This window comes from Massilia sp. Bi118 (genome assembly GCF_918697865.1).
Classification (GTDB): domain Bacteria; phylum Pseudomonadota; class Gammaproteobacteria; order Burkholderiales; family Burkholderiaceae_D; genus Telluria.
The window spans coordinates 193,384-206,564 of sequence record NZ_CAKKMV010000002.1 but is presented as its reverse complement, the minus strand read 5'-3'; the positions used below and the strand labels follow the sequence as shown (position 1 = coordinate 206,564).

Below are 13,181 nucleotides of genomic sequence, written 5' to 3'. Positions count from 1 at the left end.
CTCTCTGCCGGATCGAATTTGATGAAATTGAGCCCAATCATACCGTAACGTATTAAAAAATAGTCAATATCTCCAACTGTGCGCGGCGGTTCCCCACACGTGCGCAACACGGCCGTACCCTGCTCTGCCTGGCATCTTTGCTATGATTGGCTTTCCGCAAATAACCGGAAAGATGCAATGAGGTTGCTCGCTCCGCTTGTTCTGATTGGCTTGACCGGATGCGCCAGCGCGCCGCTCAAGGACGGCACCTATCCGCTGCAGCCGGGCCAGCGCGTGGCTCTCTCCGGCAACACCACCCTCAGCTACGACAGCTTCAGCGACAGCCGCTGCCCGGCCAACGCGCGCTGCGTCTGGGCGGGCAAGCTGAGCTTCCAGTTCGCGCTGGAAGGACCGGACGGCCGCGAAGAATTCGCGCTCGGACCCGACCAGCTGTCCGCCAGACCCAAGGCCCTGCACGGCGCCCGCGTGGCGCTCGATCCGGCCAGCATCCCGCCCGTACGCAACACCACTGCGACGCGCCCCGGCGACGTCATTCCCGTCACGCTCAACATCACCAGCCCATGACCACATCCGCGAAAGCGCTCGCCGGCGCACTGATCCTGTCCATCGTTCTCACGCCGCCGCTGGCGTTCGCCAGGACGCCGGTCGCCACCGGCACCGGCGGCGCGGTCGCCACCATCAGCGAAAAGGCCTCCGAGTCGGCCATCGCCATCCTGAACAAAGGCGGCAATGCGATCGACGCCGCCGTCGCCGCGGCCGCCACCCTGGGCGTGACAGACCCGTTCAGCTGCGGCATCGGCGGCGGCGGCTTCATGGTCATCTACCTGGCCAAGGACAAGCGCGTGATCACGATCGACCACCGCGAGACCGCGCCCAGCTCCTTCAGCCCGGCCGTGTTCCAGGAAAACGGCAAGCCGGTCGACTTCGACACCGCGGTCGCCAGCGGCGCCTCGGTGGGCGTGCCGGGCACGGTGCGCGGCTGGCACGAAGCCCTGCAGCGCTACGGCACCATGTCCTTCAAACAGGTGCTGGCGCCGGCCATCGCCGTGGCCACGAAGGGTTTTCCGGTCAGTGAAACTTTTCACAAATTGACGGCCGAAAATGAAAGAAAATTTCAGCAATTCACGAGCACCAGCCAGCTCTACCTGAGGAACGGCAAGGCGATTGCGGCCGGCAGCACCCTGAAGAATCCGGACATGGCCAAGGCTTATCGGGAGATCGCCGCCCGCGGCTACAAAGCCTTCTACGAGGGACCGATGGCGAAGGCGCTGGTCGATGCTGTGAACCGACCGCCGCTGGCGAACGGCGCGCAAGCCCGCCCCGGCACCATGTCGCTCGCCGACCTGGCCAACTACGAGGCGCGCATCCGCCAGCCGATCCGCTCGACCTACCGCGGCTACGACATCTACGGCATGCCCCTGCCCAGCAGCGGCGGCATCGCGGTGGCCGAGGCGCTCAACATCCTCGAGGGCTACGAGCTGAAAGGCATGCCGCGCCCGAACGTCGAGCACCTCTACCTGGAAGCCAGCCGCCTCGCCTTCGCCGACCGAAACGCCTACCTGGCCGACCCCGAATACGTGGACGCGCCGGTCGACGGCATCCTGTCGAAGCAGTTCGCGGCCCAGCGCCGCTCGCTGATCCGCGCCGACAAGGCGGCCGCCGTGGTCCCGGCCGGCGACGCCTTTTTATACGAGAACGACCAGAGCTTCCCGCTGCGCCCGCAGCAGAAGCTGATCCAGGAAGGCACGCACACGACCCACCTGACGGTCTCGGACAAGGAAGGGAATGTGGTCTCCTACACCTTCACCATCGAGTCCTGGGGCGGCAGCGGCATCGTGGTGCCGGGCTATGGCTTCCTGCTGAATAACGAGATGACGGACTTCGACTTCACCGGCCCGGCGCCGAACATCCCGGAAGCCGGCAAGCGCCCGCGTTCCAGCATGGCGCCGACCATCGTGCTGAAGGATGGCAAGCCGGCCTTCACCATCGGCAGCCCGGGCGGCGCGACCATCATCACCACCGTGCTGCAGACCATCGTCAACCACATCGACCTGGGCATGAGCATGGACAAGGCGATCGACGCGCCGCGCCTGTCGCAGAGGAACGCGAAGGAGACGTCGGTGGAACCGGGCTTCGTGGGCAGCATGCAGGCCAGGGGGCTGGAGAATTTCGGCCACAAGTGGGAAACCAGCCCTGCGCCGGAAGAAATCGGCGCGGCGAACGCGATCGTGTTCAATCCGGATGGGACCGTGACCGCGGTCAGCGAAGGACACCGCCACGGCATCGGCACGGCGCTGGTGCAGAAGCGCGGACATTGAGGAGACCAAGCATGAGCATGCAGGATTACCTGAACAAGCTGAAGGCCGCGAAGGCGGACTACCCCTTCCAGCGCTGGGGCGAGAGCGGGCTGGATCAGTACACGCCGGAAGCCTGCGCGGCCTTCACGAAAATCTTCGACAAGCTGATCGCCGACCTGGGGAAGCTCGGCGTGAACGCGGACGACGAGGCCAAGCTGGCGGCCTTCGAACAGGCGGTCCTGGCCCTGAACGACATGGACGACGAGGACGACCGCCTGATCGAGACCGAGGAACGCGAGCAGCTCTGCGAACTGGTCAACACCATCGCCACCGCCGCCGGCCTCGATCCTTCGGAATACGGCAACGGCGAGGGGCCGGCCAGCGAATGGCGGGAGTGGTAAGCCTTTCCTAGTTCATCCGCCCAGCCGGGAAGGCCGGGCCGGATGCCATCATCCTGCGCCAGCCCAGCACCAGTATCAGCACGGCGCCGATGATGCCGACCAGCGCCAGCCAGACCGCGAACACGCCGCCCAGCAGGCTGAGGGCGAAGGCGATGCCCAGGTTGCAGGCGGCCTGCAGCCCCAGCATCATGAAGCGCGGCCAGCCGTAGTTCGGCAAGGCGCGCCCGAGGTCGCCCAGCAGGCCGGTCACCGCCAGCTGCCCGCCCAGGCAGCAGAATCCCACGTAGCGCGCCAGGATCTCGCCATTGGCGCCGATCAGCCAGGCCGACAGCAGGATCACGCCCACCAGCATGCCCCAGCAAAGCAAGGCAGTCTTGAGCAGGCCCGCGGCCAGGCGGCGGTTCAGCAGGGCCGTGCCGCCGGCCAGGGGCGTCAGGCGCAGCAAGGCCTGCTCGCCGCCGGTCTTGCGCAGCTGGTAGCCGAGGTGGGCGGTACTGAACATGACCATGAAGGTCGCCATCGACATGCCGAAGCCGAGCAGCCAGTCGCTGCCGCCGTAGGCCACCGGGCGGCCGAACAACAGCGGCACCAGGCGCAGTGCGAGGGCGGCGGCCAGGATGGTGGCAGCACCGACGACCCAGGCGGTCCAGTGGCCCGCGGGGCCGAGCGCATGCATCAGCATTGCGGCGGGCCTGCGCTGGCGGCAGTCGTGGCGCAGCGCCGGGCCGTAGGCAAGGCGGCTGCCCCAGGACATGCCCTGCCGCGGCGCCATCTCGCGCGATTCGACGCGCTTGATGGTCGCGGCCACCTTGCCATGGTCGTCCAGATGGCGGTCGCCACCGGCCGGGTACAGGCGCATCAGGGTCCAGGCCGACAACAGCACCAGCGCCACGCTTTCGATCGCCAGCCCCGGCCTGCTGGTCATGGCTTGCACCAGCTCCACCGGCAGCACGCGCCTGGAGATCAGCGGCCAGTTCGACGCCGTGATAATCAAGACCAATGCCTGGCGCATGCCCGCACGCATCAGGGCTGCGCCGAGCAGGTAGGTGGCGATCAGCGGAAAGAAGCGCCAGCCGCCGCAGGCGAAGGTCAGGCCGGCGGCAATCAGCACCCAGCCGCCGACCGCCATCTGCATCAGGCGGCGGCGCTGGCGCGGCACCAGCCGGGCGTTGGATGCGGAATTCATCAGGATCGAGGCGGGCAGGAACTGGACCATCCAGATCAGCACCAGCCAGCCTGCCGCGGCGCCTGCCTCGAATCTCGCGAAGGCCGCCGCCGGCATCAGGCCGATGAGGCGCGCAATCAGGCCGCAGACCATCACCAGCAGCGCCAGCCAGTTCAGCCAGCCGCCCGTATTCCCGTCGCGGCCGGTCACGGCCGCGGTCCAGATGCTGCGGTAATCCCGCCATGCGCTCATCTGCGCGTTCATGGATGCATTCACTGGTTCACCTCGCGGGTCATCTCGATGAACAGGTCTTCCAGGCTCAGGGACTCGACCCGCACGCCCGGCTTGCCGGCCAGCTGTTCGAGCTGCGCGCCGGCCGACTGCACGATCACGCTGGTCATTGCGCCTTCGTGGGTGCGCCGCAGTTCGCCGTCCAGCCGTCCCGCCGGCAGCGCATGCGGCGCGGCGACGATGCGGCGCGCGCCTTCCAGCAGGGCGTCGGTCTGGCCCTGCAGCGCGATCCTGCCGTCCTTCAGGAAGGCCAGGTCGAAGGCCACGCGTTCGAGGTCGGACAGGATGTGGGTCGAGAACACCACGGTGGTGCCGCGCTCGATCACCTGGTCGACCAGTTCGCGCAGGAAGTCGCGGCGGCCGACCGGGTCGAGCGCCGACACCGGCTCGTCCAGCACCAGCAGCTCCGGCTCGTGGGCCAGTGCGCGGATGATGGACAGGCGCTGCTGCTCGCCGCCGGACAGCTTCCTGATCGGGCTGTTGCGCTTGAGCGCGTCGAAGCCCCAGCGCGACAGCAGGCCCTCGACCTTGGCCTTGTTCCAGCGCGGGTACATGGCCTGGAAGTAGTCCAGCATCTGCACCGGCGTGAGCCACTCGAACAGGTCGGACTTCTGCGGCACGTAGCCGATGCCGGCGCGGGCGCGGTCCGACAGTGCCGCGACGTCGTCGCCGAACAGCTGGATGCTGCCGCCATCGAGTTCGCGCAGGCCGAGCATGCACTCGAGCAGGGTCGACTTGCCGGCGCCGTTGCGGCCCAGCAGGCCGATCACCTGGCCGGGGGCGACCTGCCAGTCGAGGCGGTCGAGCACCTGGCGGGCGCCGAAGTGTTTGGTGACGGACGACATCTGGACGAGCGAGGTACTCATGGAGCTTCCTTCAGGATGGTAGCGAACAAAGTCAGGACGGTGTCAGGGTCGAGCTCGAGCTGGCGCGCCTCGAGGGCGGCCCGCTCCAGCGCGGGGCGCAGCAGTTCCGCGCGGTCGGCCGGTTTAGCCGGCGCGAAATCGGCGACGACCATGCCCAGCCCGCGGCGGCGCGCCAGCACCCCGTCCATCTCGAGCAGGCCGTAAGCCTTGGAGACGGTCATCGGGTTCAGGGCCAGGCTCGACGCGATCTCGCGCACCGAGGGCATGGCGTCGCCCGGCTTGAGCTGGCCGGCGGCGGCCAGGCGGCGCACCTGCTCGACGAGCTGGCGGTAGATCGGTTCGGACGAGCCGGTCGCGATCGAAAACAGGTTGGCGGTATGGTCAGTCATGCTGTCTAGTGTATTAATTGAGTAATACAGTAATACTCGTGATTTGCTTCGTCAAGTTATTTTTGCAAGGTTAGAAAGCGTGATTATTTCTTTACATCAATCTGTCAAAATACCCGCCATCCCGTCGCCCAAGCATCGCCATGCCTTTTTCCTCCCTCGCGAAGATCGATCCGCTGACCGGCGAGTTCGCGTCACCTGCCAGCGAAGCCGCGTTTCTCCACCATCGCCTGCCGCAGACCCAGCCCCTGCTCGGCTTCACGCTGGTCTTCTGCACGCTCTTTTACCTCGCGTTTGCGCTCACCGACCTCGCCGCGCTTGGCTTCGGCCCGGACTTTCTGTCGCTGCTCGGCGCACGCATGGTGGTCGCATTCACGGCCGGCACTTGCGCCTGGCTGGCCTACCGGCGGCCGCTGACCGTGGGCGCGACGCGGCTTGCCGCCTCCGTGTCGGAAGCGGTGGCGCTTGGCTGCTTCATGTTCATCGCGGTGCACCGTCCACTGGAATTCCATTGGCACGCGATGTCGCTGGCGATCATGCTGATCGTCGTGTATCTGTATATCCCGAACAGTTTCGTCAACGCGCTGCTGCTGGCCTTCGCCGCCACTGCTTCCTTTCTCGCCATCGCCCTGCACCTGGGCCGGATGAGCGCCGCCGACGTGGTCACGATGAGCATGCTGCTGGTCCTCGCGAACGCCTTCGGCGCCCTGGCCGCGAGACGCTTCAACCGGGCTTCGCGCGAGGAATACCGCGCACAGACGGCGTTGCAGCACGCTGCAGAGCGCGACCACCTGACCGGCTGCCATAACCGGCGCTACCTGCACGACAAGCTCATGGCGCCGCTGGCGCAGCAGGCCCTGTGCCAGCACGCGCGCGTGACCGTGGTCCTGTGCGACATCGACAACTTCAAGCACATCAACGACAGCCACGGCCACGCCGACGGCGACGAGGTCATACGCGGCTTTGCGCGACTGCTGGCGGCGATGACGCGCGAGGGCGTGGACAGCGTGGTCCGCTATGGCGGCGAGGAATTCCTGGCGATCCTGCCCGGCGTCCCGCTCGATGAGGGCATCGCCTTCGCCGAACGTTTGCGCAGCCGGTTTGCCGCGGCCGTGACGCCATCGGGCGACGGCCTGGAGCGCATCCGCACGACCGCCAGCTTCGGTGTCGCGGCCGGCGCCGCCGACATGGACGAGGGCCCGGCGCTGCGCGACCTGATTGCGGCCGCCGACAAGCTGATGTACGAGGCCAAGCGTGCCGGCCGTGACTGCGTGCGCGCCATGCAGGTGCTTTGAGACCGGAAAAAAAAGACGGCTCCGCAAAGGGAGCCGTAAAAGAACCCGGACGCCAAGCCGCCCGGGCCGGGAACGCGCGGACGGAGACTGGTCCGCGCGGGGAACTACTGAAAACGGTTTATACAGTTACAGATGCGGCGTAATCAGCGGCATCAGGTCGTCGAAGGTGCGGCCGCTACCGTTCTCGCCGATCGCATGCATCTTCCATTCGCCGTTGTGGCGGTACAGCTTGGCCATGATCTGGGCCGTGTGCGAGCCTTGCACCGACAGGTCGTAGCGCGCGATTTCCTTGCTGCTGCCGGTGTCGAAGATGCGGCAGAAGGCGTTTTCCACGGTCGAGAAGTTCTGGCCGGTGAAGCTGTTCACGGTGAACACCAGCGACTTCACCTGCGGCGGCACGCTGCGCAGGTCGACCACGATCTGCTCGTCGTCGCCATCGCCGGCGCCGGTGCGGTTGTCGCCGGTGTGGACGATGCTGCCGTCCTTGCTCTTCAGCTGGCGGAACCAGACCACGTCGACCGGGCGGTTGCTTTCGTCGAACAGGACCACCGAGGCATCCAGGTCCACCGGCTGGCCCTGGCCGCCGCCGAAGCCGAAGAAGCCTTTACTCTTGGCGACGTCCCAGCCCAGGCCCATCGTGACGCGCGACAGCGCGCCGCCGGCTTCCTTCTCCAGCGAGATCTTCTGACCCTTTTGCAGGTTGACTGCCATGGCTTTACTCCTTTATGTATGTGTGAAGTCCGCTCAGCGCGCCGGCGCCTGCATCCAGGCCTTGAATGCGGCGCGGTTGCGCGAACAGACGTAAATCTTGCCGCGACCGGAGAAGCGCAGGACGATGCCTTCGCCGCTGGTCTGGCTGTTGATCAGGTTGCCCAGGAAGCCGCCGCTGGTGCCGGTCGTGATCGAGACTTCGTAGCGCAGGGTCGAGTCCCAGGCCACGACGTGCGAGTTGTCGATGATCGCGTCCTTGCCCGGTTCGACGTCCAGCATGCTCATCGAGCCGAAGCCCGACACCACCACCTGGCCGGTGCCCTGCGTCTCGGTGACGAAGAAGCCGCCGCTGCCCGCGAACAGGGCATTGCCCACGCTCTGGGTGCGCACCTTCAAGTCCACGCCGGAGCTGGCCGCGACGAAAGCGCCGTCGCTGATGATGAACTGGTTGCCGGCGCCGCAGTCGACGATCTGCATCGCCCCCGGCAGGGTCGGCGAGAGCAGGCAGTCGCCGTCGCCGCGGGTCGCCTCGATGTGCTGCTGGAAGAAGGACTCGCCGTTGGCGAAGGTGCGCATCAGGGCACTGCCCAGGCCACCGCGCATCTTGCCCTTGAGGTCGAGCGTCGATTCCATCATCACCATCGCGTCGGATTCGCAGTAGATGGTTTCGCCCTGGCGCATGGCCACGTGCAGGAAAGGGTCGACATCACCGGTCACGGTAAATTTTGGCATAGCTTGGCTTCCTTTTATTTTGGTGTTACCGCCCCGTCCGCGGACTCGAACGGGGCGGCGATAGCTGAGGCTTAAACGTTCACGCCGTAGTTCTTGGCGAGGGGGCCGAGGCCGCCGTTGAAGCCCTGGCCGACCGCGCGGAACTTCCAGTCCGCGCCGTTACGATATACCTCGCCGAAGATCATGGCCGATTCGGTAGAACCGTCTTCGGACAGGTCGTAGCGGGCGACTTCGCTCTGGTTGGCGTCGTTCACGCAACGGATGAAGGCCTTGCCGACCATGCCGAAGTTCTGGCGGCGGGTATCGCCTTCGTGGATGGTCACGGCCAGCACCACGCGGTCGACGTCGGCCGGCACCTTGCTCAGGTCGATGTTGATGCTCTCGTCATCGCCTTCGCCGGCGCCGGTGCGGTTGTCGCCCGAGTGGGTGATCGAGCCGTCGGCCGACTTGGCGTTGTTGTAGAAGATGAAGTCGGCATCCGAGCGCACCTTGCCCGACTGGTTCAGCAGGAACGCGACGCCGTCCAGGTCGAATGCGGCGCCATCGGTGGCGCGCACATCCCAGCCCAGGCCCAGCTTCAGCTTGGACAGGCCCGGTGCTTCTTTCGACAGGTTGACGTTGCCGCCTTTTTGCAGACTGATAGCCATTTGAATCTCCTTTTTGGTTGAACACCCTTGGTACTACTGCTGCGAACTGGTGTTCTGCCGTTCGCTGCAGATTCTTTGCGGATCACGCTGCGTGGGCTCGGGGAGCCCACGCACCACGTTGTCACTTCACGTCCACTAATTCCTTGTGGCCGGCACCCATCGCTTCCATACGCTTGCGGTAGCGGATCGAGCTCCACACCGAGGCGCCGATGAAGGCCACGCCGGCCAGGCCGGTCACCATCTCGGGCACGTGATACTTCATACTGGCCAGCATGATGAAAGCCAGGATGCCGATCGCGTAGTGGGCGCCGTGCTCCAGGTAGACGAACTGGTCGAGCGTGCCCTTGTCCACCAGGTAGACCGTCAGCGAACGCACGAACATCGCGCCGATCGCCAGGCCCAGCATGATGATCACGACGTCGTTGGTGATCGCGAAGGCGCCGATCACGCCGTCGAAGCTGAACGATGCATCCAGCACTTCCAGGTACAGGAAGCCGCCGATACCGCCGCGCTTGACCATGTCGCCAACCTCGCCGCCGCCCTCTTCCGACTTCTCGAGCATGTTCGACAGCACATCGACGCCGACGTAGATCAGGATGCCCCACAGGCCCGACATCAGCACCACCATCTTCTGGCCCTCGGCCACCATGGACAGGCTGGCCATCAGGGCGCCGATCGCGATCATCACCGAGATCGAGGACACCTTGCCCAGCGAACCGAGCTTCTCCTCGAAGTGGCCCAGCCAGTGGTGCTCCTTCTCGTCGTCGAACAGGAAGTTCAGGAAGACCAGCAGCAGGAACATGCCGCCGAAGGCCGCCACTTCAGCATGGTGGTTGGTCAGGTGCATCGAGTACTCTTTCGGGTTCTCCAGCGCCATCTTCCAGACGTCGCCCATGCCCAGGTCGGCCGCCACCGCGACGATCACCAGCGGGAACAGCAGGCGCATACCGAACACGGCGATGATGATGCCCACGCCCAGGAACAGCTTCTTCCAGAACTCGTCCCAGGTTTTCAGCACCGAGGCGTTCACCACCGCGTTATCGAAGGACAGCGAGACCTCCATCACGGCCAGGATGGCGGCGATGCCGACCGCGGTCAGCGCCGTCGCCCAACCGCCATGCGTGTAGCCCCACCATCCCGAGGCAGCCAGGCAGAGTGCGGTGACAATGAATGACACCCTAAAATGTTTCATCTTGGTTAACCCCTTGGTTTTATGTCGTTGTTGATATGGCGCAGTGTAGACAGGTGACGGGAAAGGAAAAAGCGAAGATAATGAGAGTATTACTTCGAAAAATACTGAGATAATGAAGAGTGACCTGAATTTCCGCCATCTCTACTACTTCTGGGTGGTCGCCAAGGAAGGCGGCATCACGCGCGCCGCCGAGCGCCTCGGCCTGGCGGTGCAGACCGTCAGTTCGCAGCTGACCCTGCTCGAGCAATCGCTGGGCAAGACCCTGTTCTCGCAGCAGGGCCGGCGCCTGGTGCTGACCGAGGCCGGGCGGGTGGCGATGAATTACGCCGACCAGATCTTCCTGCTCGGCCTGCAGATGCAGGAAGCGGTGACGGAGGCGGACAGCGGGCGCGTGCGGCTGTCGGTGGGCATCTCGGACTCGCTGCCCAAGCTGTCGGCCTACCGCATGCTGGAAGCGGCGATGAACATCGAAAAGAAGGTGCGCCTGGTCTGCTACGAAGACAATTTCGATGCCTTGCTGGCCGACCTCGCCCTGCACAAGCTGGACGTGGTGCTGACCGACCGCGAAGTGCAGCCGGGCAGCGCGCTGAAGGTGTTCAGCCACCAACTGTTCTCGAGCGAGATGCTGGTAGTGGGCTTGCCCGCGCTGGCGGCCGAGTGGGGAAAAGATTTCCCGAAGAATTTGAACGGCGCGCCCTTCCTGCTGCCGACGCGTAATAATGCCCTGCGCGGCAAGATCGACGAATGGTTCCTGCAGGTCAATGTAAAACCGGACGTGGTCGGCGAATTCGAGGACAACGCCCTGCTCAACACCTTCGGACGGCGCGGCCTCGGCCTGTTCTTCGCGCCGGCGGCCCTGGCCGCCGACATCGAAGCTCAGTTCGGCGCGGTGCAGGCCGGCGCGGTGCCGGGTGTGCGCGAGCAGTTCTACGTGATTTCGAACGAACGCAAGATCAAGCACCCGGCGGTCGAAGCGATTCTCGCAGCGGCGCAGGATGGCCTGAGCGCCGCCGCCTGAAATTGGCGGCTGGGCTGTACAATGGTGCCGGCATTGCCTGTTGATTAACCTACATCTGTATGCAAAATATATTATTTGTCGTTCTGGCGCTGCTGCTGGTGGCGCTGAACGGCTTCTTCGTGGCGGCCGAATTCGGTATCGTCACGCTGCGCAAAACCCGCGTGCGCGCAATTGCGAAAAGCGGCGGCCTGCGCGGCCGCATCCTCTACAAGGTCCATAGCCAGCTCGACGCCTACCTGTCCGCCTGCCAGCTCGGCATCACGCTGGCTTCGCTGGGCCTGGGCTGGGTCGGCGAACCGGCCTTCGCCCGCATCCTCGAACCGGCCTTCGCCCTGCTCGGCGTCACCAACGAACAGCTGATCCACGGCGTGTCCTTCGTGATCGCCTTCGGCGTGATCTCCTTCCTGCATATCGTGGTGGGCGAGCTGGCGCCGAAGTCGCTGGCGATCCGCATCCCGGAAGCAGTGGGCCTGTGGAGCGCGCTGCCGCTGTACGGCTTCTACTGGGCGATGTACCCGGCAATCTGGCTGCTGAACGCCAGCGCCAACATGGTGCTGCGCGTGGCCGGCCTGTCCGGCGCCGGCGGCCACGAGACCCATTACTCGAACGAAGAACTGAAAATGATCCTGCGTACGAACACCAGTACGACAGGCGAAAAGGAAAAGTTCACCCACGACGAGCGCCACATCCTGGCGCAGTCGCTGGAATTCGGCGAGCACTCGGTGGCGGACCTGATGCGGCCGATTAACGAGGTGAGCGCCCTGTACGCGAGCCGCTCGCTCGAACAGAACCTCGACACGATGCGCCGCAACCGCTTCTCGCGCTACCCCTACTTCGATGAGGAAGGCGAGGAAGTGCTGGGCGTGATCCACATGAAGGACCTGTTCTTCGCCCAGCAAGGCGGCAAGACCGTATCAAGCCTGACGGAATACCTGCGCCCGGTCGAGACCATCTCGGCGCGCACCCCGGCCCTCGAACTGTTCCGCCGCTTCCGCACCGGCGCGCCGCACTTTGCGCTGATCGGCGAAAAGGGCAAGCGTCCGGTCGGCTTCATCACGCTGGACAACCTGCTGGGCGCCATCGTGGGCGAGATCCGCGACGAGTTCAAGGTCAACGAGAACGACTGGATCCGCCAGGCCGATGGCACCTTCATCGGCAAGGCCAGCCTGCCCATCGTCTCGCTCGAACGCGTGATGGGCATCGACATCGACAACGAGGCGATGGGCCTCGATGAGGTCGAATCGGTGGGCGGCCTGCTGATGGCCAAGCTGGGCGACATCCCCAAGCAGGGCCAGCGCATCGAGTTCCCGCGCTTCGACGTGGTGGTCAAGAAGACCAACGGCCCGCGCATCCTGCTGGTGAAGGTCATACCGCGCCTCGAGCGGGGCGCGGATGAGGACGACCTGGATTAAACCGTCTCGTGCCAGGTCGCTTCGGACGAGTAAGCGCCCTGCCACTTGCAGTACATGCCGTCGTATTCCGCGACGGTCCTGGCGCCCTGCTTCAGCGTGTAGTGGAACTGCTTGCAGGGCGTCTCGCCGACCGGCTGCTCGCCGATGGCAGTGATGCTCACGCTGTACTTCGTCCCCTTCCAGCCCAGGCTCTTGCCCTTCTCCAGGGCGATCAGCATCTTCGGGAATTCCTTCGCATAGTCGCCGCCGTTCCTGACCAGCGAACGGCCGCCCCAGGCGTCGAAATACTTGCCGCCTTCGCAGTCGTTGCACGGATAGGCGCTGGCTTCGCGGAAAGCGCTCTTCGCGGCCTGGGCCTGCTTGAATTCGAAATCGCCGAAGCGGCCGACCGGGCATTGCGTGTTTTCCGGCCACAGGATGGCGGGCTCGAAATCATCTGGTTTGGGGCCGACGCTGAGGTTTGCCCCCTTGATGCGCTTGCAGCCGGGCGGCAGCGCGGGTGCGGCCGCGACCGTGGGCGCTGCGGCGGCGGCCAGGGCGGCGGCTGGATCGGCGTCCGCTGCGGCAGGCGCCTTCGCCGCCTCGGCATTCGGCGCCATCGCCTTGGTGGCGGAGTTGGTGACGAGGTTCTTGGCCACCTCGCCGGCGGCGGATTTCAGGAAGTCGCCGAAGGACTGGGCCTGGGCGTCGATGACCAGGCAGGTGGCCAGCATCAGGGTCGAGAGATATTTTTTCATACCGCCAGTGTAGAAGCAGGCGCGCCTGAAA

General features: G+C 65.3%; 14 protein-coding genes. 6 read left to right on the top strand and 8 right to left on the bottom strand.

What is annotated here, in order from left to right; translation table 11 throughout:
• Positions 1–177 precede the first annotated feature (177 nt).
• The 3 genes from LQV39_RS03600 to LQV39_RS03590 are packed head-to-tail and all read left to right on the top strand — an operon-like array spanning position 178 to position 2,698.
• The gene (locus LQV39_RS03600; RefSeq protein ID WP_230020373.1) at positions 178–564 is read left to right on the top strand and encodes a hypothetical protein; all 387 of its coding nucleotides are present in this window, start codon (positions 178–180) and stop codon (positions 562–564) included.
• Entirely contained in the window at positions 561–2,318 is a 1,758-nt protein-coding gene (ggt, locus tag LQV39_RS03595) for a gamma-glutamyltransferase (RefSeq protein ID WP_230020372.1), read from the top strand. The genes LQV39_RS03600 and ggt overlap by 4 nt, the downstream gene beginning before the upstream one ends.
• Before the next feature lie 11 nt (positions 2,319–2,329).
• Positions 2,330–2,698 (top strand): hypothetical protein, encoded by a 369-nt coding sequence (locus tag LQV39_RS03590; protein WP_230020371.1) that lies wholly within the window; start codon positions 2,330–2,332, stop codon positions 2,696–2,698.
• Positions 2,699–2,705: 7 nt separating this feature from the next.
• On the opposite strand, the gene LQV39_RS03585 is transcribed toward LQV39_RS03590, so the two are convergent.
• Genes LQV39_RS03585 through LQV39_RS03575 form a run of 3 tightly spaced genes read right to left on the bottom strand, consistent with a single transcriptional unit; the run spans position 2,706 to position 5,409 of the window.
• Positions 2,706–4,127, bottom strand: coding sequence for a hypothetical protein (locus tag LQV39_RS03585; RefSeq protein WP_230020370.1), 1,422 nt, complete (start codon positions 4,125–4,127; stop codon positions 2,706–2,708).
• An 8-nt stretch (positions 4,128–4,135) separates the two neighbouring features.
• Entirely contained in the window at positions 4,136–5,020 is an 885-nt protein-coding gene (locus LQV39_RS03580) for an ABC transporter ATP-binding protein (protein ID WP_230020369.1), read from the bottom strand.
• Positions 5,017–5,409: a GntR family transcriptional regulator gene (locus LQV39_RS03575; RefSeq protein WP_230020368.1), complete on the bottom strand. Its 393-nt coding sequence runs from the start codon at positions 5,407–5,409 to the stop codon at positions 5,017–5,019. The genes LQV39_RS03580 and LQV39_RS03575 overlap by 4 nt, the downstream gene beginning before the upstream one ends.
• A 140-nt stretch (positions 5,410–5,549) precedes the next feature.
• Here LQV39_RS03575 and LQV39_RS03570 point away from each other — a divergent pair, with 140 nt between their 5' ends.
• A complete protein-coding gene (locus tag LQV39_RS03570) occupies positions 5,550–6,701 on the top strand; it encodes a diguanylate cyclase (protein ID WP_230020367.1) in 1,152 nt (383 codons plus the stop codon).
• A gap of 126 nt (positions 6,702–6,827) precedes the next feature.
• Here LQV39_RS03570 and LQV39_RS03565 read toward each other — a convergent pair whose 3' ends face one another.
• From LQV39_RS03565 to LQV39_RS03550, 4 genes are all read right to left on the bottom strand, one after another.
• Positions 6,828–7,412, bottom strand: a complete 585-nt coding sequence (locus LQV39_RS03565) for a TerD family protein (RefSeq protein ID WP_230020366.1) — start codon at positions 7,410–7,412, stop codon at positions 6,828–6,830.
• Between the two features lie 33 nt (positions 7,413–7,445).
• Positions 7,446–8,144, bottom strand: a complete 699-nt coding sequence (locus LQV39_RS03560; RefSeq protein WP_230020365.1) for a TIGR00266 family protein — start codon at positions 8,142–8,144, stop codon at positions 7,446–7,448.
• A gap of 71 nt (positions 8,145–8,215) precedes the next feature.
• Positions 8,216–8,791, bottom strand: coding sequence for a TerD family protein (locus tag LQV39_RS03555; RefSeq protein WP_230020364.1), 576 nt, complete (start codon positions 8,789–8,791; stop codon positions 8,216–8,218).
• A 121-nt stretch (positions 8,792–8,912) separates the two neighbouring features.
• Positions 8,913–9,983, bottom strand: coding sequence for a DUF475 domain-containing protein (locus LQV39_RS03550; RefSeq protein ID WP_230020363.1), 1,071 nt, complete (start codon positions 9,981–9,983; stop codon positions 8,913–8,915).
• 109 nt (positions 9,984–10,092) lie between these two features.
• Between LQV39_RS03550 and nhaR the strand changes: the two genes are divergently transcribed.
• Together nhaR and LQV39_RS03540 are read left to right on the top strand one after the other, a co-directional pair.
• Positions 10,093–11,001 carry a transcriptional activator NhaR gene (nhaR, locus tag LQV39_RS03545; protein ID WP_230020598.1) on the top strand — a complete coding sequence of 303 codons (909 nt, stop codon included), beginning with the start codon at positions 10,093–10,095 and terminating at the stop codon, positions 10,999–11,001.
• A gap of 59 nt (positions 11,002–11,060) precedes the next feature.
• Positions 11,061–12,413 carry a hemolysin family protein gene (locus LQV39_RS03540; RefSeq protein ID WP_230020362.1) on the top strand — a complete coding sequence of 451 codons (1,353 nt, stop codon included), beginning with the start codon at positions 11,061–11,063 and terminating at the stop codon, positions 12,411–12,413.
• On the opposite strand, the gene LQV39_RS03535 is transcribed toward LQV39_RS03540, so the two are convergent.
• A complete protein-coding gene (locus LQV39_RS03535) occupies positions 12,410–13,150 on the bottom strand; it encodes a hypothetical protein (protein ID WP_230020361.1) in 741 nt (246 codons plus the stop codon). The genes LQV39_RS03540 and LQV39_RS03535 overlap by 4 nt on opposite strands.
• Between the last annotated feature and the right edge of the window lie 31 nt (positions 13,151–13,181).

What these genes read in the sequence shown, in the direction of transcription:
- LQV39_RS03585 (WP_230020370.1), bottom strand. Translation starts at nt 4,127, where the DNA reads ATGAACGCGCAGATGAGCGCATGGCGGGATTACCGCAGCATCTGGACC.
- LQV39_RS03540 (WP_230020362.1), top strand. Translation starts at nt 11,061, where the DNA reads ATGCAAAATATATTATTTGTCGTTCTGGCGCTGCTGCTGGTGGCGCTG.
- LQV39_RS03565 (WP_230020366.1), bottom strand. Translation starts at nt 7,412, where the DNA reads ATGGCAGTCAACCTGCAAAAGGGTCAGAAGATCTCGCTGGAGAAGGAA.
- LQV39_RS03580 (WP_230020369.1), bottom strand. Translation starts at nt 5,020, where the DNA reads ATGAGTACCTCGCTCGTCCAGATGTCGTCCGTCACCAAACACTTCGGC.
- LQV39_RS03600 (WP_230020373.1), top strand. Translation starts at nt 178, where the DNA reads ATGAGGTTGCTCGCTCCGCTTGTTCTGATTGGCTTGACCGGATGCGCC.
- LQV39_RS03570 (WP_230020367.1), top strand. Translation starts at nt 5,550, where the DNA reads ATGCCTTTTTCCTCCCTCGCGAAGATCGATCCGCTGACCGGCGAGTTC.
- LQV39_RS03575 (WP_230020368.1), bottom strand. Translation starts at nt 5,409, where the DNA reads ATGACTGACCATACCGCCAACCTGTTTTCGATCGCGACCGGCTCGTCC.
- ggt (WP_230020372.1), top strand. Translation starts at nt 561, where the DNA reads ATGACCACATCCGCGAAAGCGCTCGCCGGCGCACTGATCCTGTCCATC.
- LQV39_RS03550 (WP_230020363.1), bottom strand. Translation starts at nt 9,983, where the DNA reads ATGAAACATTTTAGGGTGTCATTCATTGTCACCGCACTCTGCCTGGCT.
- LQV39_RS03555 (WP_230020364.1), bottom strand. Translation starts at nt 8,791, where the DNA reads ATGGCTATCAGTCTGCAAAAAGGCGGCAACGTCAACCTGTCGAAAGAA.
- LQV39_RS03560 (WP_230020365.1), bottom strand. Translation starts at nt 8,144, where the DNA reads ATGCCAAAATTTACCGTGACCGGTGATGTCGACCCTTTCCTGCACGTG.
- LQV39_RS03535 (WP_230020361.1), bottom strand. Translation starts at nt 13,150, where the DNA reads ATGAAAAAATATCTCTCGACCCTGATGCTGGCCACCTGCCTGGTCATC.
- LQV39_RS03590 (WP_230020371.1), top strand. Translation starts at nt 2,330, where the DNA reads ATGAGCATGCAGGATTACCTGAACAAGCTGAAGGCCGCGAAGGCGGAC.